Here is a 21,065-nt window from a genome sequence, read left to right on the forward strand (position 1 = left end):
GAGGGACGCCATGAGGTTCTACGCCCGTCGCATCGGGTTCTACGCGCTGACGCTGTGGATCGCGGTCACGCTGAACTTCCTGCTCCCGCGCCTGCTGCCCGGAGACCCGTACACGATCCTGCTGGCCAAGCTCCAGCGGAACGGGGACGTGTCACCGGCCATCCAGAACACGCTCCGGCTCCTCCTCGGCGCCGACGAGGACACCGGCCTGTGGGAGCAGTACACGACCTATCTGGGCAACCTGCTCCGCGGTGACCTGGGGATCTCGGTGACGCAGTTCCCCACCCCCGTCACCGACCTGATCGGCGGGGCGCTGCCCTGGACCCTCGGCCTGGTCGGCACGGCCACCGTGCTGTCCTTCGTCCTCGGTGTCGGGCTCGGCGCCTGGGCCGGGTGGCGTCGCGGCACCTGGGTGGACTCGATCATCCCGTCCACCACGCTGCTGCAGTCGCTGCCCTACTTCTGGGTCGCGCTGCTGTTCATCTTCGTCTTCAGCGTCACGCTGCAGTGGTTCCCCATCATCGGGGCGTACGACGTGTTCACGTTCGACGGCCCCGAGTGGAGCTGGGCGTTCGTCGGCTCCGTGCTCTACCACGCGTTCCTCCCGGCGCTGACGATCGTCATCTCGTCGGTCGGGGCCTGGCTGCTGGGGATGCGCAACATGATGGTCGCCACGCTCTCGGAGGACTACATCACCACCGCCGAGGCCAAGGGCCTGAGCCGGCGGCGCATCTTCAGCACCTACGCCGTGCGCAACGCCGCCATCCCGTCCGTGAACGGGTTCGGCATCGCGCTCGCCTTCGTCGTGGCCGGCTCCCTCGTCACCGAGCAGGTCTTCAGCTATCCCGGGCTGGGCAAGCTGATGATCGAGGCCGTCCGGAACAACGACTACGCGCTCATGCAGGGCGTGTTCCTCATGATCACCCTGGCCGTGCTCGCCGCCCTGTTCATCATGGACCTGGTGCACGGCCTCATCGACCCGAGGGCCCGCCACAGTGACTGACACCCGCACCCGCACCGCGCCGTCGAGCGTGCCCCCGAGCGCGCCCCCGACCGCCCCGGCGACGACGTCGAAGCCGCCCCGTCGAGGCCTGCGCGGCCGCCTGGCCGGCCAGGGGAAGCTCGTCGTCGGCCTGGGGATCGTGATCGCCATCGTGCTGTTCGCGATCGTCGGCCCGTTCTTCACCCAGGACCCGCGCGACTCCGACAACGCGGCGATGCTGCCGCCGCAACCCGGGCACTGGCTCGGCACCACGAGCCTCGGCTACGACGTGCTGGCCCAGCTCGCCGAGGGCGCCCGTGGCTCGCTGATGGTCGGCGTCGTCGCCGGTCTGCTCGCGATCGTGCTCTCCCTGCTGTTCGGCGTGGTGGCGGGTTACACCCGCGGGATCGCCGACGAGGGGCTCTCCCTCATCACCAACGTCATGCTGGTGATCCCCGGCCTCCCGCTGATGATCGTGGTCTCCAGCTACCTGGAGGTCCGCAGCCTGTTCGTCGTGGCGCTCATCCTGGGCGCCACCGCCTGGCCGGGGTCCGCCGTCATCCTGCGGCTCCAGGCCCGCTCGTTGCGCAAGCGCGACTACGTGTCGGCCGCGAAGGTCTCGGGGGAGAGGACCCCGAGGATCCTCATGGTGGAGATCCTGCCGAACCTGCTGCCGATCCTGACCGCGCAGTTCCTCTTCGCGGTGATCCTCGCCATCCTCGGCGAGGCCGGCCTGTCCTACCTGGGGCTCGGCCCCAACGGCTCGATCACCTGGGGCACGATGCTCAACGAGGCGCAGGGCGGCGGCGCGCTGACCCGCGGCGCCTGGTGGTGGTTCATCCCGCCGGGCCTGATGATCGCGCTCCTGGGCTGCGCGCTGAGCCTGATCAACTTCTCCATCGACGAGGTCATCGACCCCAAGCTCCGTTCGGCCCCGGCCGCCGCGAAGAGCGTGCGCAAGGCGCGCAGGGCGGGCCTGGACGTGACGGTGCACGACGACGGCGCCCCGGTCCGCAGCGGGACCGACGCCCAGAAGGAGGCGGTGCGGCGATGACCGCGACGACGACGGCCGGGCCGCTGAGCTCGGCGGCGCACGCCGAGCACGTGGCCCGGCTGACCCCGGTGCTCACGGCGCACGACGTCTCGATCGAGTACGAGGTGGACCCGCCCGTGCGCGCCGTGCAGGGCGTCTCGCTGACGCTGCACCGCGGCGAGATCCTGGGGCTGGCGGGCGAGTCCGGCTGCGGCAAGTCCACGCTCGCGTACGGCCTGAACCGGCTGCTCAAGGATCCCGCGGTCCTGCGCTCGGGGGAGGTGACGTTCCACGACGCCGACGGCACGGACACCGACGTCGTCGCGCTGGACGGTGACGCGCTGCGGGCCTTCCGCTGGGACAAGGTGTCCATGGTCTTCCAGGGCGCCATGAACTCGCTGAACCCGGTGCTCAGCGTGCGCGCCCAGCTCGAGGACGTGCTCACCACGCACCGGCCGGGCCTGTCGAGGACCGAGCGCGGGGAGCGCTGCGCCGAGCTGCTCGAGATGGTGGGCGTCGACCCGGTGCGGCTGGACTCGTTCGCCCACGAGCTCTCCGGAGGCATGCGTCAGCGCGTCATGATCGCGATGGCGATGGCGCTCGAGCCGCAGGTCATGATCATGGACGAGCCGACCACCGCGCTCGACGTCGTGGTCCAGCGCGACATCCTGCGCGAGATCATGCGGCTGCGCGAACGTTTCGACTTCGCGGTCGTGTTCATCACCCACGACCTGCCGCTGCTGCTCGAGATCGCCGACCGCATCGCCGTGATGCGCGCCGGGGAGATCGTCGAGCTCGACACCGCCGAGCAGCTCTACGCGGCGGCGCAGCACGAGTACACGCAGACGCTGCTGTCCTCGTTCCCCAGCCTGCTGGGCGACTTCTCCTACGACGACGGCGAGGGGGCCGGACGATGAGCACGCTCGAGGTGCGGAACCTGGTCAAGGAGTTCAAGGTCCGGGACGGGCTGCGGCGCAGCACGCTGCGGGCGGTGAACGACGTGTCCTTCACGCTGTCGGCGGGACGCACGGTCGCCGTGGTGGGGGAGTCGGGCTCCGGCAAGTCCACGGTCGCCCGCATGATCGCCCAGCTCGAGACCCCGACGTCGGGCGAGATCCTGCTGGACGACGCGGCGATCGGGCGCCGCGGCCGCGCGCTGGCCGACTACCGCCACCAGGTGCAGATGGTCTTCCAGGACCCGTTCGCGTCCCTCAACCCGTACCACTCGGTGGAGCACCACCTGGCCCGTCCGCTGAAGCTGCACGGGGTCGCGCGGGGCAAGGACGTGCTCCCGGCGGTGTACGGGCTGCTCGAACGGGTCAACCTCACCCCGGCGCCGGTGTTCGCCGAGAAGCGGCCGCACGAGATGTCCGGCGGGCAGCGGCAGCGCATCGCGATCGCCCGCGCGCTCGCGCCGGGCGCCCGGTTCCTCGTCGCGGACGAACCGGTCTCGATGCTCGACGTCTCGATCCGGCTCGGGGTGCTGAACCTGCTCGCCCGGCTGCAGCGCGAGGAGAACCTCGGGGTCCTCTACATCACGCACGACCTCGCCACCGCCCGGCACTTCAGCGACGAGATCGTCGTGATGTACCGCGGGGACGTCGTCGAGCAGGGGCCGAGCGACGAGGTGATCCTGGACCCGCAGCACGACTACACCAAGACGCTGCTCGCCGCGGCCCCGGAGCCGTCGCGGCACGGCCGGCTGCGCGACGAGGTGCGGGCCGAGCTCGCCGCCGGCTGACACGACTCCCGGGTCGGTCCGTCCGGCGGCAGCCGCGACCTAGGGTGGGCTCATGCCTGCACGACGACGGACCGATCCGCTGGCCGGGCGCGCCGCCGTGGCCGCCTGGCTGGCCGGGGAGGCCGACCGCCGCACGGTGACGACGGCCGTGCGGTTCACTCTGGAGGAGCTCGCGGCGGTCGCTCCCGGCAACGCGGTCGAGGTGCGCGTGCCGCCGGCCGGCGCCGTCCAGGCCGTCGAGGGGCCGCGGCACACCCGCGGGACGCCGCCGAACGTGGTCGAGACGGACGTCGAGACGTGGCTCGGCCTCGCGACCGGGCGGCTGACCTGGTCCGACGCCGTGGCGGCGGGAAGGGTGCACGCCTCGGGCGAGCGCGCCGACCTGTCCGGCCCGCTGCCCCTGCAGGCGGCTCGCGTCCGGCGCTGACCCGCCCGGCGTCGCCGCGCCGGTCCCGGATCCCGGGACGGCATGCACGGGCAACGTTTTTCACCCACCATGGAGCGATGCTGTGGGTCGGGGGGTCTCTGGTCGTCGTGGGTGTCGCGCTCGCGGGCCGCACCATGTGGGTGTCGCGGTCGCGCCGGACCACGGGCGCGCACGGTCTGATGCTGGCGCTCGGTGTCTCGGCGGCGTGCTGGGGGCTGCTGCTGCTCGGCGTCTCGGCGCTGCTGGACTGAGGTCCGACGGCGGCCCGCTCGACCTGCGCGGCGCCCCGGTCCCCGCTAGCGTCGCGGTCACCGGCCGTCTGCCGTCGGAAGCACGCTCGTGACCTGCGGTTCAACCAGGGTTCACGCCGTGCTGGTTGGCTAGGCCCACCTGCCGTCCCTGCTCGAGGAGGACCAGCGTGACCCGCACCGTACCCCTGTCGCGCCGCCGTCGGACCCTGTCCGCCGCGGTGGCCGCGACGCTCACCGTCCCGGCCGCCGTCGCCGCCCTGCCGGCCGCCGCCGTGCCGTCGGTGGACGCCCCTGTCGTCATCGACGAGGTCTACGGAGGTGGCGGCAACAACGGCGGCACCTACGACCGCGACTTCGTCGAGCTCCACAACCCGGGTGACGAACCCGTGTCCCTCGACGGCTGGTCCGTCCAGTACGGGTCCGCCGGCGGGACCACCTGGTCCTCCCAGACCGACCTCAGCGGCCAGATCCCGGCCGGCGGGTCGTTCCTCGTGGCCCAGGCGCCGGGCAGCGACGACTCGCAGCCCGACCTGCCGACGCCGGACGTGGACGGCGGCATCTTCATGTCCGGCTCGGGCGCCGAGGTCGCGCTCGTGTCCTCCACGGACCGGCTCGACTGCACCGGCACCGCGTGCGCCGACGTCGACGACCTCGTCGACCTGGTGGGCTGGGGCTCGGCCAACACCTTCCTGGGCTCCGGCCCGGCGCCGGCCACGACGAACCCGGTCTCCGTGGCCCGCGTGGACCACGCCCACACGCTCGACAACGCGGCCGACTTCGTCACCGGTCCGCCGACGCCGCAGAACAGCGGCAGCGCCCCGACCCCGACCCCGACCCCGACGGTGAGCCCGTCGCCGGAACCCACCCCGGAGCCCACCGACGAGCCCGCGCTCGTGACGATCGCCGAGATCCAGGGCACGGGGGACTCCTCGCCGCTGGCCGGGCAGGACGTCACCATCCGTGGCGTCGTCACCGCGGCCTGGCCGACCGGCGGGTTCGACGGGTTCACGATCCAGACGCCCGGCACCGGCGGCGACCCCGCCGACGACGCGACCCCGGGCGCCTCGGACGCCGTCTTCGTCTACTCGCGCGCGGGCGCCCAGGACGTGCAGGTCGGCGACCACGTCGAGGTCACCGGCGAGGCCGGCGACTACTACGACCTGACGCAGGTCTCCGCAGACTCGTGGACGGTGCTGGACGAGCCGGCGGCGGCCGTGAAGCCGACCGTGACGGGCTGGCCGGCCACGCAGGACGAGCGCGAGGCGCTGGAGAACATGCTGCTGGCCCCGGCCGGCGAGTTCACCGTGACCGACAACTATTCGACCAACTACTACGGCACCGTCGGGCTCGCGGCCGGCGACAGCCCCTTGGTGCAGCCGACGACGGCGGGCCGTCCCGGGTCCGAGGAGGCCGCCGCGCAGGAGGCCGAGAACGCCGCCCTCGCCGTGCAGCTCGACGACGGCTCCTCGTGGAACTACTCCAGCGCCTCCCGCGCCGCCACCCCGCTGCCCTGGCTGAACGGCACCGACCCCGTCCGGGTCGGGGCCTCGGTCACGTTCACCGGTCCGGTGGTGCTCGACTACCGGTACAGCGCCTGGTCGTTCCAGCCGCAGACCCAGCTCACCGGCGAGAACGCGGACGCAGTGCAGCCCGCCACGTTCGAGGACACCCGCACCGCCGCGCCCGAGGACGTCGGCGGGGACCTGCAGGTGGCCACGTTCAACGTGCTCAACTACTTCACCACCACCGGCGACCAGCTCGACGGGTGCCAGTACTACACCGACCGCGACGGGAACCCGATCAGCGTGCGCACCGGCTGCCTCGCCCGGGGTGCCGCCGACGCCGAGAACCTGGAGCGGCAGGAGACCAAGATCGTCGCGGCGATCGGCGACCTCGACGCCGACGTGGTCGCCCTCGAGGAGATCGAGCAGTCCGCCGCGTTCGGCAAGGACCGCGACCAGGCCCTGTCCGACCTCGTCGACGCGCTCAACGCCGCGCAGGGAGCCGGGACCTGGGCGTACGTGCCCTCCCCGGACGGGGTGCCCGCCGACGAGGACGTCATCCGCAACGCGTTCGTGTACCGGGTCGCCGACGCCGAGCCGGTCGGTGCGTCGCAGATCCTGCTGGGCTCCGAGGCCTTCGGGAACGCGCGCGAGCCGCTCGCCCAGGTGTTCCAGCCGGCCGGAGGGGCCACCGGCGACCCGGCCGACGACGTCGTGGTGATCACCAACCACTTCAAGTCCAAGGGCTCCGCCGGGCCGTGGCCGGGCGACGAGGACGCCGGCGACGGGCAGGGGAGCTCCAACGAGTCGCGGGTGCGCCAGGCCACCGCGCTGGTCGAGTTCGCCGACCAGGTCGCGGCCGACGCCGGGACCGACCGGGTGCTGCTCGTGGGCGACTTCAACGCCTACGAGCAGGAGGACCCGATCGTCGTCCTCACCGACGCCGGGTACACCGACCTCGGGCCGACCGTGGGCGAGTACACCTACAGCTACGGCGGGCAGGTCGGCTCCCTGGACCACGTGCTGGCCTCCGCGGGCGCCCTGGAGGACGTCACCGGCGTCGACATCTGGAACATCAACGCCTACGAGCCGGTCGCGAACGAGTACAGCCGGTACAACTACAACGCGACCATCCTCTACGACGAGTCGCCGTACCGGTCCTCGGACCACGACCCGATCCTGGTCGGGCTGGCGCTCGCTGACGACGGTCCGGCGCTGCCCGCCTGGGACGCCGGCACCGTGTACACGGCCGGGGACCGGGTCGAGCACGACGGCGCGGTCTTCGAGGCGCAGTGGTGGACCCGTGGCCAGGTCCCCGGGGCGAGCCCGTGGGGCGCGTGGGCCGAGGTCGGCGCCGCGGTGACCACCCCGGCGGGCACGGCGCCCGCGTGGACGCCGTCGGGGATCTACACCGGCGGCGAGACCGTCGCGCACGACGGCGAGCTCTGGCGGGCCCGGTGGTGGACCCGCAACCAGGAGCCCGGTGACCCGTACGGGCCGTGGGAGCAGACCTCCTGACCTCGCCGGAGGCAGGACGTCCGGCGGGGCGCGTTAGGCTCGACAGGTGAGCAGCACCGACCCCGAGCGCCCCGCCGAGACGCCCGACGGGCCCGACCCTGCACCCGCGGGGGACGCACCCGTCGGGGAGCAGCCCGGGGAGCCCGACGAGCACCTGCTCGTCGACCCCGCCCGGGTACGCCGCGCGCCCCGGCTGCGGGCGTTCTTCACCGTCGGTGCCGTGGTCGGCGTCGTCGTCGGCGTCGCCCTGGGCGTGTGGCTCAACGCGATCGCCGTCGCCGAGGACATCCCGATGCTCAAGCCGGGCGTGTTCGTCTCCGTCGTCGTCCTCGGCGTCACCACGTTCTTCGTGCTGCTGGCCGGGGCGATCGCCGTCTGGGCCGACCGGCGCAGCGTGCGGGCGATGCAGCGGCGCTGAGCGCGGTCCGTGCCCGGCGGCGACCGGCGCGGACTCGCTGTGGGATACTCGGACCATGCCCCTGCGTCCTGACGGCCGCCTCAACCACGACCTGATGCCCGGCGAGAAGGGCCCGCAGGACGCCTGCGGGGTCCTCGGGGTCTGGGCACCCGGTGAAGAGGTCGCCAAGCTCGCGTACTTCGGTCTCTACGCCCTGCAGCACCGCGGACAGGAGTCCGCGGGCATCGCCACCAGCAACGGCGAGCAGATCCTCGTCTACAAGGACATGGGCCTCGTCTCCCAGGTGTTCGACGAGACGGCCCTGAACGCCCTGACCGGCCACATCGCCGTCGGGCACTGCCGCTACTCCACCACGGGTGGCGTCACCTGGGAGAACGCCCAGCCCACGCTGGGCGCCACGGCGTCGGGCACGGTCGCGCTGGGGCACAACGGCAACCTGACCAACTCCGCCGACCTCGTCGACCTGGTCGCCGAGCGCTACGGCGCGCAGCGCCGCGGCGAGCTCGCCCGCGGCAACACCACCGACACCGCGCTGGTGACCGCCCTGCTCACCGGCGACGAGGACCACACCCTGGAGCAGACGGCCCTCGAGGTGCTGCCGAAGCTGCGCGGCGCGTTCTCGCTGGTCTTCATGGACGAGCGCACGCTGTACGCCGCCCGCGACCCGCAGGGCGTGCGCCCGCTCGTCCTCGGGCGCACCCAGCGGGGCTGGGTCGTCGCCTCCGAGACCCCGGCCCTGGACATCGTCGGCGCCTCGTACGTCCGCGAGGTCGAGCCCGGCGAGCTGATCTGCATCGACGACGACGGCCTGCGCTCGACCCGGTTCGCGCCCACCGAGCGGGCCGGCTGCGTGTTCGAGTACGTCTACCTGGCGCGTCCCGACACCACGATCAAGGGGCGTCCGGTGCACGCCGCGCGGGTGGAGATGGGCCGCCAGCTCGCCCGGGAGCACCCGGTCGAGGCGGACATGGTGATGCCGGTGCCGGAGTCGGGCACGCCCGCCGCCACCGGGTACGCCGCCGAGTCCGGCATCCCGTTCGGGCAGGGCCTGATGAAGAACGCCTACGTGGGGCGCACCTTCATCCAGCCGTCGGACACCCTGCGCCAGCTCGGCATCCGGCTCAAGCTCAACCCCCTGCGCGAGGTCATCCGCGGCAAGCGGCTCGTCGTCGTCGACGACTCCATCGTGCGGGGCAACACCCAGCGCGCCCTCATCCGCATGCTGCGCGAGGCCGGGGCCGCCGAGGTCCACGTGCGCATCTCCTCGCCGCCGGTGAAGTGGCCGTGCTTCTACGGCATCGACTTCGCGTCCCGCGCCGAGCTGATCGCCAACGGTCTGACGCCCGACGAGATCGGGCAGTCGCTCGGTGCCGACTCCCTCGGCTACATCTCGACCGAGGGCATGATCGCGGCGACGGAGCAGCCGTCCTCCCAGCTGTGCGCCGCGTGCTTCACCGGCGAGTACCCGATCGAGCTGCCGGAGGAGGAGCGCCTCGGCAAGCACCTGCTGGAGCAGGCCGAGCTGCCCCTGGGCGCGCCCGAGGACGGGCTGTCCCAGCTCTCCGTGGGAGTCGGCGGCCAGACCGCGCTCGACCACCCCTGATCCCTGCGCGACCTCGTCGCCACCCGCACCACCCAGGAGCCGAACGCCCGTGAGCGAACCCCTGACCTACGCCGCCGCCGGAGTCGACACCGAGGCCGGCGACAAGGCCGTCGAGCTGATGAAGGACGCGGTGCGCCGCACCCAGGGGCCCGCCGTGCTCGGTGGTGTCGGCGGGTTCGCGGGGCTCTACGACGCCTCGGCGCTGACGCGGTTCCGCAAGCCGCTGCTGGCGACCTCCACCGACGGGGTCGGCACCAAGGTGGCGATCGCCCAGGCGCTCGACGTGCACGACACGATCGGGTTCGACCTGGTGGGCATGGTCGTGGACGACATCGTCGTGGTCGGTGCCGAGCCCCTGTTCATGACGGACTACATCGCCACCGGCAAGGTCGTCCCGGAGCGTGTCGCCGACATCGTGCGGGGCATCGCCCAGGCCTGCGAGGTCGCGGGGACCGCGCTCGTGGGCGGCGAGACCGCCGAGCACCCCGGCCTGCTGGCCCCGGACGAGTACGACGTCGCGGGTGCCGCGACAGGCGTCGTCGAGACGGACGACGTGCTCGGTCCCGAGCGGGTCCGGGCCGGCGACGTCCTGATCGCGATGGCCTCCAGCGGCATCCACTCCAACGGCTACTCCCTGGTGCGGGCCGTGATCCGGCACGCCGGGTGGGAGCTGGACCGGCACGTGGCGGAGTTCGGCCGCACGCTGGGCGAGGAGCTGCTGGAGCCGACGCGCGTCTACGCCGCCGACTGCCTCGCCCTCGCCCGGGACGAGGCCGCGCAGGTGCACGCGTTCACGCACGTCACCGGTGGGGGGCTGGCGGCCAACCTCGCCCGCGTGCTGCCCTCCGGCGTCGTCGCCACGGTGGACCGCTCGACCTGGGAGGTGCCGGCCGTGTTCCGCACGGTCCGCGAGCTGGGCGACGTGCCGCGCGGCGATCTGGAGAACACGCTCAACCTCGGGGTCGGCATGGTCGCCGTGGTCGGGGCCGACGGCGCGGACGCCGCGCTGGCCGCGCTCCGTGCGCGGGGCGTGGCGGCGTGGACGCTCGGGACGGTCGAGGACCTGCACCCGGACGCGGACACGACGGACCTGGTGGCGGGGACGAAGGGTGTCCAGGCGGGGGCCGTCCGCCTCGTTGGCGACTACCGCTGACGATCGCCCCGGCCGTCCTCGCCCGGGCGGCGTGACACGCGGTGAGTGACAGACCTCACACGACGAGAGGTCGGACGGCCCTGCCGTCCGACCTCTCGTCGGTTCCCGCCGGCGTCACCGCCGCAGCGTGAGCCTCAGTGTCGCTCGTCGTCGTCCCACGGGGAGGAGCTGTTGTCGTACTCGTCGGGTCCGCCGGAGTCCCAGCGGTCCTCGGTCACGACATCGGTGGTGCCCGACCCCAGCTCCTGCTCCAGCGCGTGGAAGTTCGTCTCGGGACTGTAGTACTTCAGCGCGCGAGCAACCTTGGTGTGCTTAGCCTTCTGACGGCCGCGGCCCATGGCTCCGACCCCCTCAACGTAGGAGCGGGGCGGCGACGTCTCGACGTGCGGCCCCGAGAGAAGTTTCGTCTGTTCAGGCTCTAACGGTACATGCAACGGCGGTATTCCCTCCACTCGACCGTCCGGCCCGTGGCGCGTCTCTCGTCCGGCCCGCGGACGTCACGGGCATCCCGCGCAGGCCCGACAGGCCCGGTTCAAGTCGCCTCAATCCCACTTTCTGCACACAATGGAACGACACGGCCGTCGTGTCGTCCGGACGCCGTCCGGCCCGGTCGCGTGTGCCAGGAGGTGCAGGGGATGTCCTTCCACAGTGACTCCGAGGTCCTGTTGACGCCTGCCGAGGTGGCCAGCCTCTTCCGTGTCGATCCGAAGACGGTGACGCGGTGGGCCAAGGCGGGCAAGCTGTCGTCCATCCGGACGCTCGGCGGCCACCGCCGCTACAAGGAGTCCGAGGTGCGCGCCCTGCTCGGTGCCGCCTCCGACGCCGCCGAGGCCGAGGCGGCCCAGAACGCCGCCGCGAACGAGGCGACGCGGCCGGACACCCGGCGCTGATCGACCTGCTCGCGCTGCGGCCGACGGTGCCGGCCGCAGCGCGACCCGCGCAGGCTCGGCGAGCCGCGGTCCGACGTCGCGCGCAGCCTCAACGGCGAGCGGCGCGCACCACCAGCACGACGACGGCGACGGCACCCGCGACGGTGGCGCCCAGCAGGATCTTGGCGTTGCGGCCACGGTGCGTGCCGTCGTCGGGCAGACCCTGACCGGTGAAGAGGCCGCCGGCGTCCGCCGCCGCCTGGCGGGTCCCGCGGGCGAGCTGCGAGGCCTGGTAGCCGGGCGACAGACGTGTCGTCAGCTCGTCGAGCGCCGACCCGAGCTCGCGCCGGGCCTCCTCGACCTCGGACTGCAGCTCGCGCCGGCTCGGTGCGGTGCCCTGCTCCGGAGCAGCCGGGTTCGTGGACTGGCTCACCGCTTCATCCCCTCCTTGACCGCGGCCACGTCGTCCTTGACCCGGTCGATCGACTCCGGCTTGCGGGCGGCCTGCTTGAGCTGCTTGACGCCGATCCAGGCGAGCAGCCCGGCGAGCAGGAGCATCGCCACGCCGATGATCAGCGCCGTGAGCCACAGCCACGGCACGGACGGGCCGAAGATGTCCGTCAGACCGAAGACGGCCGACCAGATCAGGACGCCCACGGCGTACAGCACGATCACCACCGCGGCGGCGAGCAGCCCGACACCGACGCCGGACCGCTTGGCCTTCTCGGCGAGCTCGGCCTTGGCGAGCGCGATCTCCGCCCGCGCCAGCCGGGTCGCCTGCTCCGAGACCTGCTCCATGAGCCGGCCCATGCTGGGGGGTCGGTCGGCGGGCGGGGTGCGCCCGTCGTCCCAGTCCGTCATCGCCTGCTCCGATCCTCGACGAGTCTGTGCGGTCCCACTCAACCCTTATGTGCCGGTCCCGGCAATTCCAACGCCGGGATCGGCGCGTCGTGGACCGGCGTCCCGAGCTCGTCCGCCAGGCGCGGCCCGCCGCGTGCGACGCACCCGGAGCCGTGGAACGACGAAGACCCCCCGGATCTCTCCGAGGGGTCTTGCGCGGTGGCTCCGACCGGCGTCGATCCGGTGACCTTTCGATTTTCAGTCGAACGCTCTACCAACTGAGCTACAGAGCCAGGACACGAAAGCCCGGGCGCCGTTTCCGACGTTCCGGGCGCTCATGCGCGACCCTGACGGGACTTGAACCCGCGACCTCCGCCGTGACAGGGCGGCGCGCTAACCAACTGCGCTACAGGGCCATGATCGTTCGGCCTCCGCAGAGGCCTGCTGATCGGGGGACTCGTTTCCGAGCCGAGAAGAAGCGTACCCCATCGATGTCCCGAACTGGAAATCCGTTCCGGGGCCGTCGGCGATGATCCGCATCACACCCTCCGGCGCCCCGCGCGGGGCCCTCGAAGGAGGTGTCGGACGGCCCGTGACGAGCCGTCCCTGGTACCCCCAACGGGATTCGAACCCGTGCTACCGCCGTGAAAGGGCGGGGTCCTAGGCCGCTAGACGATGGGGGCCGGCGGGACCACCATACCGGCCGGGACCGGTCCGGACCGCATCCTGCCGTGGGAGAGGATGGGCGACGTGGTGGAGATGTCGCGCGAGGACTTCGAGTCGGCCGTCTCGGACGGGCTCGACCAGGTGCCGGCCGAGCTGACCCGGCTGATGGACAACGTGGTGGTGCTCGTCGAGGACGACGCGCCGGCCGACGACCCCGAGCTGCTCGGGCTCTACGAGGGCGTGCCCCTGACGGAGCGCGACCTCGCCTGGGCGGCCGGCTCCCTGCCCGACCGCATCACGATCTACCGGCACCCGACCCTGGCGATCTGCGAGACGCCCGACGAGGTGGCCGACGAGGTCGCCGTCACCGTGGTGCACGAGATCGCCCACCACTTCGGCATCGACGACGACCGGCTGCACGCGCTCGGCTGGGGCTGATCCGGGCCGTGCTCAGCCCTGCAGCGGGGTGTACTCCCAGTGCCACGCCTCGGGCTTGGAGCCTCCCGAGCGCGCCCAGGCGGGGTTGTCCCAGCCGAACATCGGCGCGTTCTCGCGCAGCCACTCGTACTCGGCCGTGCCGAAGGACTCCACGCCGCCCCCGAGGTCCACGGCCACGCCCCAGCCGTGCTCCGAGTAACCGGGGACAGCAGCCAGGTACCCCTTCGTGGCGCGCACGGCGACCTGCGAGTCGTAGGAACGGTAGGAGTCGGTGATGTCGAGGTGCGTGCCGAACCTCGCCCGGAAGGCCACGTCGAGCCGTTCGAGCTGGGCGGCGGCGTCCCGGCGCAGCGTCTCGCCGCCGGCGAACGACAGCTCCCGCAACTCGGCGGCGGGGACCCGACCGTTGGCGAAGCCCTCGAACGAGTCGACGTGCTGCGCGAGCTTCGCGGCCGCCGCCTTCGCCTCGGCGGCCTGCGCCGCCGTGATCTCCACCGGTGTCTCCGGTGCGGCTTCGACCGTGACGTCGGTCCGCGCCTTCGTGACGAGCCGGGTGAGCTTCTTCGTGGCCGTGGCCACCTGCTCCGTCGAGACCGCGTCGGCGGTCCCGTCCTGGGCGTCGTCGACGACGTCACCCGAGGCGCCGTCGTCGGCCCCGGCCTCGTCGCGGACGTCGTCCTCGACGAGGGGGGAGGGGGAGGCGCTCGGCAGGGCTTCGCGCTCGGTCGGCAGCGGCTCGCGCTCGCTCGACCGGGAGGCCGCGCCGGAGCTCCGCGCGGCGAGCAGCTCGGCCACGGCGTCGGCCTGCTCGGCGATGGCGCGCTCCTGCTTCGCCGTCAGCGAGGTGGACTCGCTCGTGACCTCCCGGGCGCGCTGCAGCGCGGTCGTGGCCCGCGTGACGACCTTGCCGTCGACGGCGGTGGTGGTGTCGCTGTCGCCGTCGGCCCGGGTCGCGGGTTCGGCGGGCTCGGCGGCGGGCGCGGGGGTCGCGGAGCCGTCCGTGCCGGGGGCGCTGGTCGCCGACGTCGCGACGCCCGGGGTGAGCGCGGTCGCGGTGCCGGCACCCAGGGCCAGGACGGCCATGGCGCCGGCCACGGCGGTCCGCGGTCCGACGGACGGACGGCGGCGCGCCGCACGCGGGTCGGCGCGGTGGGCGCCGCGTCGGGTCCGACGGCGCCAGGGCAGGGTGAATCGAGGTCTGGTCACAGGGGGAAGTCCTCCGGGTTGCGGGGCCGTCGTCCATCGTGGACCCCGGACGTGGAGAGAGGCTGAGGGCCGCGCGCCGATCTCCTCGCGTTCCGGGGGAAGGCCTGCGCCCGACCGGTGAAGATCGGGCAACCGTGACGTCCGCATGACGGGACGGCGCGTCCCGCTGCGCGTTCCCCGCCGCGCGAACCGGGGGTCGCCGTCGAACACTGGGCCCATGAGTCCCACCCCTGTGACCGTGTCGATCCACCGTGTCGTCAGCCCGGAGCGGGTCCCGGAGGTCACCGCCTGGGTGCAGGCCGGAGTCCGCCTGGCGAACCGGTGGCCCGGGTTCCTCGGTTCCGGGTGGATCCGCGCCGCCGAGGGGTCCACCGAGTGGGTGATGCTGTACCGGTTCGCCGACGTCGAGCGCCTGGAGGCGTGGGAGAAGTCCGCCGAGCGGCGCGAGTGGCTCGACCGCGGTGAGGGACTGGTCGCCGAGCAGGGCGTGGTGCGCCGCACCGGGATCGAGGGCTGGTTCGACCCGCCGTTGCGGCAGGACGAACCCACCGGGCCCCCGCTGCTGCCGGCCCCGCCCCGGTGGAAGCAGTCGGTCGCGATCTGGCTCGGGTTCTTCCCGGTGAACCTCGCGTTCACGGCGCTGATGGCGTGGCTGGTCCCGGCGTTCGACGACCTGCCGCTGGTGCTCGGCGTGCTGGCCTCCACCCTGGTCCTCACGCCGATCATGTCGTTCTGGGTCCTGCCGTTCGTCACGGGGCGGCTGCGCCCGTGGCTGCACCGCCCGCCGAGCCGGGGCGCACGGCCGGCACGTCGTCCCTAGGCTGGGGGCCATGTTCCTGGACAGCGACAACGGAGGGATCGACGAGGAGACGGTCGAGGAGACCGTCCAGTCGGCCGCGCACCTGACTCTGACCCTCGTCTGGGCCGGGGCGGCCCTGGTCGCCGCCTACATCCTCGTGACGCTGGTCTCGGCGATCGTCCGGCGGCTGGCCCGCAAGCGGCCGCTCCTGCACGACCTGGCCACCCGGCTGCGCAAGTCGATGCGGGCGCTGCTCATGACGGTGGCCGTGTGGATCGCGTTCTCGCTCTCCGCGGACGAGGAGGAGGCCTGGTACCCGCTCGTCCAGCACCTGCTGCTGATCGCGACGATCATCGCCGGCGCCTGGTTGCTGGGCGCCCTGGCGTTCGTGGTCGAGGACCGGACCCTCGCCCGGCTGTCCGGCAGCCAGGACGACCGGCACAAGCGCCGGGTCGAGACGCAGATCTCGGTGATCCGTCGCGTCACCGTCGCCGTCGTCGTCGTGCTGGCTGTCGCCGCCGTGCTGCTGACCTTCCCGCAGATGCGTGCCGCCGGTGCCTCGATCCTGGCGTCCGCCGGCCTGGTCTCGCTGGTCGCCGGTCTCGCCGCGCAGTCGAGCCTGGCCAACACCTTCGCCGGCATGCAGATCGCGTTCACCGACGCCATCCGGGTGGACGACGTCGTCGTGCTCGACGGCGAGTTCGGTCGCATCGAGGAGATCACGCTGACCTACGTCGTCGTGCACGTGTGGGACGACCGGCGCATCATCCTGCCCAGCACCTACTTCACCACCACGCCGTTCGAGAACTGGACGCGGCGGGCGGCCGACCTGCTCGGCACCGTCGAGATCGACGTCGACTTCCGCGTCCCGCTGCCCGCGATGCGGGCCGAGCTCGACCGGATCCTGCACGCCTCCTCGCTGTGGGACCACCGGCTGGGCATCCTCGAGGTCACGTCCGCCACCGAGGGGTACGTCAGGGCCAGGGCGCTGGTGAGCGCCCCCGACTCGCCGACCCTGTGGGACCTGCGGTGCACGGTGCGCGAGGGTCTGGTCGCCTGGCTGCAGCGGGAGGCGCCGTACGCGATCCCGCGCACGCGGTTCGAGGAGGCGGCCGACCACGCCCCGCCGCCGCCCGCCGAGGGGCAGCACGACGTGCGTCCCGAGCTCGAGGCACCCGACGAGTCGTCTGCCGAGGAGGCGGACGGGTCGTCCGCCGAACGGCCCGGGACGTCACCCGAGCCGGAGCCCGACCTCGGCGACGACGTGATCGTGGTCGTGCCGGGGCGGGAAGGCCCTCGGCGCGCGTCCGTGCGCCAGCGGGGTCTGTTGCGACGCATCCGGCGCCATCAGTCGGACGAACCCGCCCCGGTGCCTCCCACCGCGGGGGCCGAGGAGACAGTCGTCCTGGAGAGCGTGGACCGGCCCGGCCTCTACAGCGGCAGCGCGGAGGCGGAGGAGCGCTCGCGCACGTTCCACGGGCCGGGTCAGGACGTCATCGAGGAGCGGGAGGAGAACGCCGAGCGCCGGCTGACCGGTGAGGTGCCGCTCGACGAGTCGGGCGCGTCCACCCCCGACGACCCGGACGCCGGCCGCGTCGGCGCCGACGACGGGGGTGACGACCGCGACGACGACTCGCGTCGGCACCGGGTCGGCATGGCTCGGGACTCGGGTTCCGGTGGGGCCGTGCAGGGCCCGGGCGAGGGCGGCGACGGCGGGCAGTAGCGCGCCGACGTGGACGGCGGCGCGCCGGAGGGCAGCAGCGCCGTCGGGAGACGGCGGTCAGCCGCACCGCCCGGCGAGCCATCCGGCAAGCGTGCCGGGCCGGTCGGTGATGATCCCGTCGACGCCGGCGTCCACCAGTCGCGTCCAGCGCTCCGGCGTGTTCGCCGTCCACGGCATGACGCGCAGACCTGCGTCGTGGGCGCGCTCGACGAGGTGTGGCGCGGCGATCACCGCGGCGACCGAGGGGTTGACGGTGACGACGTCGAGGTCCCGGCCCGCGTCGAGGAGGTCGTCCGGGACGGCGTCGCACAGCAGGCCGCGCGGCAGGTGCGGGGCGGCGGCGCGCAGCGCGGCCACCGTGGCGCGGTCGAAACCCTGCACGACGACGCGGCCGGCCAGCCCCGCCGCGTCGATCGCCGCCGTGGTCGGGGCGACGTCCTCGGCGGTCCATCGCCCCTTGAGCTCGCAGAGCAGGTCGAACCCGGGGCGGGCCGCGAGGTAGCGCAGCACGTCGGTCAGGCGGGGCAGTCGCTGACCGGCGAAGGCGGTGGAGAACGACCCGCCGGCGTCCAGGCGGGCGATCGCTGCCGCGTCGAGGTCCGCGACCGCACCGGAGCCGTCGGTGACCCGGTCCACGACGGGGTCGTGGACGACGACCGGGACGCCGTCCGCGGTGCGGCGTACGTCGAGCTCGAGCGCAGCGGCGCCGCTGCGCCAGGCGGCGTCGAACGCCGCCATCGTGTTCTGCGGGGCGACGGCGCTGTAGCCGCGGTGGGCGACGACGACGGGGCGGTCCGGGTCCGGGGTGCCGGGCAGCAGGGTGGTCACGACGTCCATCCTGGCTGCTGGGCGGACCGGTCGGCGACCGGGCGGCGTCCTCCAGCGGCGTCCCGCGGCGGCCGGGTGATCTCGGGTGCCGGGCGGGCGTCGGGCCGGGACCGTCCGTAGCATCGGACCTGACGGGCGCCCGTCCGCCGCACGGAAGCGTCGAACCACGGAGCTGATCGCCATGTCCGCCGTCCGTCCCCCCACCACCCGTCCCGGCAGCGTCACCGTCGTCGTGGTGCTGACCTGGCTCGTCGCGTTCCTGTCGATCGTCGCCGGGGTGGTCATGCTCGTGACTCCCGACGACCTCCTGGCGGAGGCGGGCATCAGTGCCGGCGACGCGGCGGTGTACTCCTGGGTGGAGATCGTCTTCGGCGTGATCACCGCGCTCGTCGCGATCGGACTGAGCCACGGCAACAGCTTCTCGCGGCTGCTCGTCACCCTGCTGATGGCCCTGCGTGCGGCCGCGACGCTGTGGGTGGTCATCGCCTGGTGGGGCACCGCCGGGACCTGGTCGGCGCTGCTGTCCGGGCTGTTCGCCGTCCTCGTGATCGCGATGCTCTGGAACGCCCGGGCGAACGCCTTCTTCGCCGGCCACTGACGGCGTCGGGCAGCGGGGGAGTGGGCCCCCAGGGGATCGAACCCTGAACCCACGGATTAAAAGTCCGTTGCTCTGCCGATTGAGCTAGAGGCCCGCCGTCGGCCGTCTCCGGCCGGGGCAGGGGTCAGCCTACGCGGCGCGCGTGCCACGGGCCGCCCCGGCCGTCGTGCGACGCACCTCACCGGTGCGCCGCGGGCTCGACCGGCATGGGGCGCCGACCGGGCCCGCGGGTCTCACCCAGCGGGAAGTTTCGTCTCGGGTGCGCTGGGACGTTGCGTTCGCCCCCGGGTGCTGATTCGGTGGACGAGTCGCGTACCCGACGAGAGGAGCAATCGTGCTCACCGTGACGGACAACGCCCGCACCGCCGTCGACACCCTGGCCGAGCAGGCCGGGGTACCCGCCGAGGGCGGTCTGCGCATCGCGCAGTCCGCCGAGCAACCCGGCAACTTCGAGCTCGCGCTCGTGCCCGCTCCTCAGCCCGAGGACCAGCGCGTCGACGAGTCCGGCCAGACCAACGTCTTCGTCGACTCCGAGTCCGCTCCCGCGCTGGACACCCTCCAGCTCGACGCCGACCCCTCCACCGAGGGACCCGGCTTCGTGCTCACGCCGCAGCAGGCCTGAGCCCCCAGCACCCACGACGGCGGGTCACCCCCGGGTGGCCCGCCGTCGTCGTGCCCGGGTGCTTCCTGTGGACGTGCCGCGCGACCTGCGGCATGGTGGGCGCCTGCCACGAGATCCGTGGCGCACGGAGGTGAATCGATGACTGCTGACCCTGCCAACCAGGCCCGCGGTGCCGCGCAGGAGCTGCGCCACAGCACGGCCCTGCGGACGCTCGCCCGCGCGGGCTTCGTGGCGTCCGGAGTGCTCCACCTGCTCATCGGCTGGCTGGCGGTGCAGATCGCCTTCGGTTCGTCCGACGGCAGCGCCGACTCGTCGGGCGCGTTCCAGCAGCTGGCGTCGGCGCCGGGCGGCGCCTTCCTCCTCTGGGCCGTCACGGTCGGCTTCGCCGCGCTGGCGCTGTGGCAGATCGCCGAGGCGCTCCTCGGGTCCGTCGGCGTGTCGATGTCGAAGCAGACCGGGGCCCGCATCAAGGCGGCCGCCAAGGGTGTGCTGTACGCGGTCCTCGCGGTGTCGGCGGCGCAGTTCGCCACGGGCTCGGGCGGCTCCGGCAACAGCCAGGAGGGTCTGACGGCCTGGGCGCTGCAGCTGCCCGGCGGTCGCTGGATCGTCGCCGCCGCCGGCCTGGTGATCGTCGGCGTCGGCGTCTACCACGTCGTCAAGGGTGCCCGGAAGAAGTTCGTCGAGGACCTGCGCAGCACCGGCGGCGGCGCCGTCGGCACCGCCGTCGTGCGGCTCGGCCAGGTCGGTTACATCGCCAAGGGCGTCGCCCTGGCCGTCCTGGGCGGGCTCTTCGTCCTGGCCGGCTGGCAGTCCGACGCCGACCAGGCCGGGGGGCTGAACCAGGCCCTGCAGACCATCCGTGAGCAGCCGTTCGGCACCGTGCTGCTCGTCGTCGTCGGCCTCGGGATCGCGGCCTACGGGCTGTACTCGTTCGCCCGCGCCCGGTACGCGCGCCTCTGAGAGCCCCGGCCCGGCGGTCAGACCGCCGGGCCGAGGATCCACCCCGCGCCCACGACCAGGCAGGTGAGGGTCACCAGGGCGAAGACCACGACCCAGACGATGCCGGGGACGCCGGTGAGCCGGCCGAGCTGGTCCGCGTCGGACGTGCGCGCCCGTCCGCGGGAGCGCTGGGACTGGAGTTCCAGGACGGGTCGCACCGACCCGAGCAGCAGGAACCACGTGACGGCGTAGGCGACGGTGGACTGCGCGGCCGGCTCGAGCCACCACGACACCCCCACCAGCGCGGCCCCGCTGACGAGCACCGACCACAGGCCGAACCAGTTGCGGATCTTCAGCAGCAGCAGCGCCAGCAGCACCACGAGCAGCCACAGCAGCCCGACGGCGTAACCCGCGCGCAGCAGCCAGGCCGCGCCGAGGCCGACGAGCCCGGGCCCGACGTAGCCGGCGAACGCCGTCAGGACCATGCCGACGCCGCGGGGCCGGCCGGCCGTCACGGTCAGGCCCGAGGTGTCCGAGTGCAGCCGGATGCCGTCGAGCCGGCGGCCCGTCAGCATCGCCGCCACGGCGTGCGCACCCTCGTGGGCGATCGTGACCACGTGGCGGGCGACCCGCCAGACGGGCGTGACGAGCACGACGGCGAGCGCCACCAGCGCGGCGGCGAGGACCACCGTCCGGTCGGGCGGGTCGACCGGGGTGGTGGCGGCCGTCCAGATCTGTGCGAGCACGGCGCCCGTCGTCGCGAGGAAGTCGTCCACGGGGCCATTCCACCATGTGACGCCGGGCACGTCGGCGGCGCCGGAGCGCGGGGACGTGCGAGAATGGGTCCGAGAGGGCAGTGCGACCACCGCGCGCCCCACGTCGTGGAGATCCCCCGGATTGCGTGCGGCG

23 protein-coding genes and 4 tRNA genes are annotated in these 21,065 nt (G+C 73.2%); 17 read left to right on the plus strand and 10 right to left on the minus strand.

What is annotated here, in order from left to right; all coding sequences use genetic code 11:
- Positions 1-10: 10 nt before the first annotated feature.
- The 10 genes from HDG68_RS08785 (at position 11) to purM (ending at position 10,628) form a co-directional block, all read left to right on the plus strand.
- On the plus strand, positions 11-1,003 hold the full coding sequence (locus HDG68_RS08785; RefSeq protein WP_172151174.1) for an ABC transporter permease: 993 nt from the start codon (positions 11-13) through the stop codon (positions 1,001-1,003).
- Positions 996-2,036, plus strand: coding sequence for an ABC transporter permease subunit (locus tag HDG68_RS08790; protein ID WP_172151176.1), 1,041 nt, complete (start codon positions 996-998; stop codon positions 2,034-2,036). Before HDG68_RS08785 ends, HDG68_RS08790 begins: the two co-directional genes overlap by 8 nt.
- Entirely contained in the window at positions 2,033-2,932 is a 900-nt protein-coding gene (locus tag HDG68_RS08795) for an ABC transporter ATP-binding protein (RefSeq protein ID WP_172151178.1), read from the plus strand. Before HDG68_RS08790 ends, HDG68_RS08795 begins: the two co-directional genes overlap by 4 nt.
- On the plus strand, positions 2,929-3,756 hold the full coding sequence (locus HDG68_RS08800) for an ABC transporter ATP-binding protein (protein WP_172151180.1): 828 nt from the start codon (positions 2,929-2,931) through the stop codon (positions 3,754-3,756). The genes HDG68_RS08795 and HDG68_RS08800 overlap by 4 nt, the downstream gene beginning before the upstream one ends.
- A gap of 52 nt (positions 3,757-3,808) precedes the next feature.
- Entirely contained in the window at positions 3,809-4,183 is a 375-nt protein-coding gene (locus HDG68_RS08805; protein ID WP_172151182.1) for a sterol carrier family protein, read from the plus strand.
- Between the two features lie 77 nt (positions 4,184-4,260).
- A complete protein-coding gene (locus HDG68_RS08810; RefSeq protein WP_172151184.1) occupies positions 4,261-4,434 on the plus strand; it encodes a hypothetical protein in 174 nt (57 codons plus the stop codon).
- A 167-nt stretch (positions 4,435-4,601) separates the two neighbouring features.
- On the plus strand, positions 4,602-7,454 hold the full coding sequence (locus tag HDG68_RS08815; protein ID WP_172151186.1) for an ExeM/NucH family extracellular endonuclease: 2,853 nt from the start codon (positions 4,602-4,604) through the stop codon (positions 7,452-7,454).
- Positions 7,455-7,500: 46 nt separating this feature from the next.
- Entirely contained in the window at positions 7,501-7,872 is a 372-nt protein-coding gene (locus HDG68_RS08820) for a histidine kinase (RefSeq protein WP_172151188.1), read from the plus strand.
- Positions 7,873-7,927: 55 nt separating this feature from the next.
- Positions 7,928-9,475, plus strand: coding sequence for an amidophosphoribosyltransferase (gene purF, locus HDG68_RS08825; protein ID WP_172151190.1), 1,548 nt, complete (start codon positions 7,928-7,930; stop codon positions 9,473-9,475).
- Between the two features lie 49 nt (positions 9,476-9,524).
- A complete protein-coding gene (purM, locus tag HDG68_RS08830; protein WP_172151192.1) occupies positions 9,525-10,628 on the plus strand; it encodes a phosphoribosylformylglycinamidine cyclo-ligase in 1,104 nt (367 codons plus the stop codon).
- Positions 10,629-10,762: 134 nt separating this feature from the next.
- On the opposite strand, the gene HDG68_RS08835 is transcribed toward purM, so the two are convergent.
- The gene (locus HDG68_RS08835; RefSeq protein ID WP_172151194.1) at positions 10,763-10,966 is read right to left on the minus strand and encodes a DUF3073 domain-containing protein; all 204 of its coding nucleotides are present in this window, start codon (positions 10,964-10,966) and stop codon (positions 10,763-10,765) included.
- A gap of 297 nt (positions 10,967-11,263) precedes the next feature.
- On the opposite strand from HDG68_RS08835, the gene HDG68_RS08840 reads away from it, so the two are divergent.
- Positions 11,264-11,518 carry a BldC family transcriptional regulator gene (locus HDG68_RS08840; RefSeq protein WP_172151196.1) on the plus strand — a complete coding sequence of 85 codons (255 nt, stop codon included), beginning with the start codon at positions 11,264-11,266 and terminating at the stop codon, positions 11,516-11,518.
- Positions 11,519-11,606: 88 nt separating this feature from the next.
- Here the strand turns inward: HDG68_RS08840 and HDG68_RS17070 are convergent, their stop codons facing one another.
- From HDG68_RS17070 to HDG68_RS08865, 5 genes are all read right to left on the minus strand, one after another.
- Positions 11,607-11,930, minus strand: a complete 324-nt coding sequence (locus HDG68_RS17070; protein ID WP_172151199.1) for a DUF3618 domain-containing protein — start codon at positions 11,928-11,930, stop codon at positions 11,607-11,609.
- A complete protein-coding gene (locus tag HDG68_RS08850) occupies positions 11,927-12,358 on the minus strand; it encodes a phage holin family protein (protein WP_172151201.1) in 432 nt (143 codons plus the stop codon). The genes HDG68_RS17070 and HDG68_RS08850 overlap by 4 nt, the downstream gene beginning before the upstream one ends.
- Before the next feature lie 199 nt (positions 12,359-12,557).
- Positions 12,558-12,630: transfer RNA gene (locus tag HDG68_RS08855), tRNA-Phe, on the minus strand.
- A 49-nt stretch (positions 12,631-12,679) separates the two neighbouring features.
- Positions 12,680-12,753: transfer RNA gene (locus tag HDG68_RS08860), tRNA-Asp, on the minus strand.
- A gap of 191 nt (positions 12,754-12,944) precedes the next feature.
- A tRNA-Glu gene (locus HDG68_RS08865) sits at positions 12,945-13,020 on the minus strand.
- Positions 13,021-13,078: 58 nt separating this feature from the next.
- Here HDG68_RS08865 and HDG68_RS08870 point away from each other — a divergent pair.
- Positions 13,079-13,441, plus strand: a complete 363-nt coding sequence (locus tag HDG68_RS08870) for a metallopeptidase family protein (protein ID WP_172151203.1) — start codon at positions 13,079-13,081, stop codon at positions 13,439-13,441.
- Positions 13,442-13,453: 12 nt separating this feature from the next.
- Here HDG68_RS08870 and HDG68_RS08875 read toward each other — a convergent pair whose 3' ends face one another.
- On the minus strand, positions 13,454-14,647 hold the full coding sequence (locus tag HDG68_RS08875) for a M15 family metallopeptidase (protein ID WP_172151205.1): 1,194 nt from the start codon (positions 14,645-14,647) through the stop codon (positions 13,454-13,456).
- Between the two features lie 217 nt (positions 14,648-14,864).
- Here HDG68_RS08875 and HDG68_RS08880 point away from each other — a divergent pair, with 217 nt between their 5' ends.
- Both HDG68_RS08880 and HDG68_RS08885 read left to right on the plus strand, forming a co-directional pair.
- Entirely contained in the window at positions 14,865-15,467 is a 603-nt protein-coding gene (locus tag HDG68_RS08880) for an antibiotic biosynthesis monooxygenase (RefSeq protein WP_172151207.1), read from the plus strand.
- A 10-nt stretch (positions 15,468-15,477) separates the two neighbouring features.
- Entirely contained in the window at positions 15,478-17,169 is a 1,692-nt protein-coding gene (locus HDG68_RS08885) for a mechanosensitive ion channel family protein (RefSeq protein WP_172151209.1), read from the plus strand.
- Between the two features lie 57 nt (positions 17,170-17,226).
- On the opposite strand, the gene HDG68_RS08890 is transcribed toward HDG68_RS08885, so the two are convergent.
- Positions 17,227-18,006 carry a glycerophosphodiester phosphodiesterase gene (locus HDG68_RS08890; protein ID WP_172151211.1) on the minus strand — a complete coding sequence of 260 codons (780 nt, stop codon included), beginning with the start codon at positions 18,004-18,006 and terminating at the stop codon, positions 17,227-17,229.
- A gap of 172 nt (positions 18,007-18,178) precedes the next feature.
- Here HDG68_RS08890 and HDG68_RS08895 point away from each other — a divergent pair, with 172 nt between their 5' ends.
- Complete coding sequence (locus tag HDG68_RS08895) at positions 18,179-18,595, plus strand: hypothetical protein (protein WP_172151213.1); 417 nt, start codon at positions 18,179-18,181, stop codon at positions 18,593-18,595.
- Positions 18,596-18,616: 21 nt separating this feature from the next.
- On the opposite strand, the gene HDG68_RS08900 is transcribed toward HDG68_RS08895, so the two are convergent.
- Positions 18,617-18,689, minus strand: a tRNA-Lys gene (locus tag HDG68_RS08900).
- 240 nt (positions 18,690-18,929) lie between these two features.
- Here HDG68_RS08900 and HDG68_RS08905 point away from each other — a divergent pair.
- Positions 18,930-19,217, plus strand: a complete 288-nt coding sequence (locus HDG68_RS08905; RefSeq protein ID WP_172151215.1) for an iron-sulfur cluster biosynthesis family protein — start codon at positions 18,930-18,932, stop codon at positions 19,215-19,217.
- A 138-nt stretch (positions 19,218-19,355) separates the two neighbouring features.
- Positions 19,356-20,177, plus strand: a complete 822-nt coding sequence (locus HDG68_RS08910) for a DUF1206 domain-containing protein (protein WP_172151217.1) — start codon at positions 19,356-19,358, stop codon at positions 20,175-20,177.
- A gap of 17 nt (positions 20,178-20,194) precedes the next feature.
- Here the strand turns inward: HDG68_RS08910 and HDG68_RS08915 are convergent, their stop codons facing one another.
- The gene (locus HDG68_RS08915) at positions 20,195-20,932 is read right to left on the minus strand and encodes a M50 family metallopeptidase (protein ID WP_172151219.1); all 738 of its coding nucleotides are present in this window, start codon (positions 20,930-20,932) and stop codon (positions 20,195-20,197) included.
- Between the last annotated feature and the right edge of the window lie 133 nt (positions 20,933-21,065).

The organism is Isoptericola chiayiensis, from assembly GCF_013149805.1.
Taxonomy (GTDB): domain Bacteria; phylum Actinomycetota; class Actinomycetes; order Actinomycetales; family Cellulomonadaceae; genus Isoptericola; species Isoptericola chiayiensis.

Excerpts from the sequence above, each read along its gene's own strand:
- HDG68_RS08785 (WP_172151174.1), top strand. The coding sequence starts at position 11 with ATGAGGTTCTACGCCCGTCGCATCGGGTTCTACGCGCTGACGCTGTGG.
- HDG68_RS08795 (WP_172151178.1), top strand. The coding sequence starts at position 2,033 with ATGACCGCGACGACGACGGCCGGGCCGCTGAGCTCGGCGGCGCACGCC.
- HDG68_RS08800 (WP_172151180.1), top strand. The coding sequence starts at position 2,929 with ATGAGCACGCTCGAGGTGCGGAACCTGGTCAAGGAGTTCAAGGTCCGG.
- HDG68_RS08805 (WP_172151182.1), top strand. The coding sequence starts at position 3,809 with ATGCCTGCACGACGACGGACCGATCCGCTGGCCGGGCGCGCCGCCGTG.
- HDG68_RS08810 (WP_172151184.1), top strand. The coding sequence starts at position 4,261 with ATGCTGTGGGTCGGGGGGTCTCTGGTCGTCGTGGGTGTCGCGCTCGCG.
- purF (WP_172151190.1), top strand. The coding sequence starts at position 7,928 with ATGCCCCTGCGTCCTGACGGCCGCCTCAACCACGACCTGATGCCCGGC.
- HDG68_RS08835 (WP_172151194.1), bottom strand. The coding sequence starts at position 10,966 with ATGGGCCGCGGCCGTCAGAAGGCTAAGCACACCAAGGTTGCTCGCGCG.
- HDG68_RS08840 (WP_172151196.1), top strand. The coding sequence starts at position 11,264 with ATGTCCTTCCACAGTGACTCCGAGGTCCTGTTGACGCCTGCCGAGGTG.
- HDG68_RS08850 (WP_172151201.1), bottom strand. The coding sequence starts at position 12,358 with ATGACGGACTGGGACGACGGGCGCACCCCGCCCGCCGACCGACCCCCC.
- HDG68_RS08870 (WP_172151203.1), top strand. The coding sequence starts at position 13,079 with ATGGGCGACGTGGTGGAGATGTCGCGCGAGGACTTCGAGTCGGCCGTC.
- HDG68_RS08880 (WP_172151207.1), top strand. The coding sequence starts at position 14,865 with ATGAGTCCCACCCCTGTGACCGTGTCGATCCACCGTGTCGTCAGCCCG.
- HDG68_RS08885 (WP_172151209.1), top strand. The coding sequence starts at position 15,478 with ATGTTCCTGGACAGCGACAACGGAGGGATCGACGAGGAGACGGTCGAG.
- HDG68_RS08890 (WP_172151211.1), bottom strand. The coding sequence starts at position 18,006 with ATGGACGTCGTGACCACCCTGCTGCCCGGCACCCCGGACCCGGACCGC.
- HDG68_RS08895 (WP_172151213.1), top strand. The coding sequence starts at position 18,179 with ATGTCCGCCGTCCGTCCCCCCACCACCCGTCCCGGCAGCGTCACCGTC.
- HDG68_RS08910 (WP_172151217.1), top strand. The coding sequence starts at position 19,356 with ATGACTGCTGACCCTGCCAACCAGGCCCGCGGTGCCGCGCAGGAGCTG.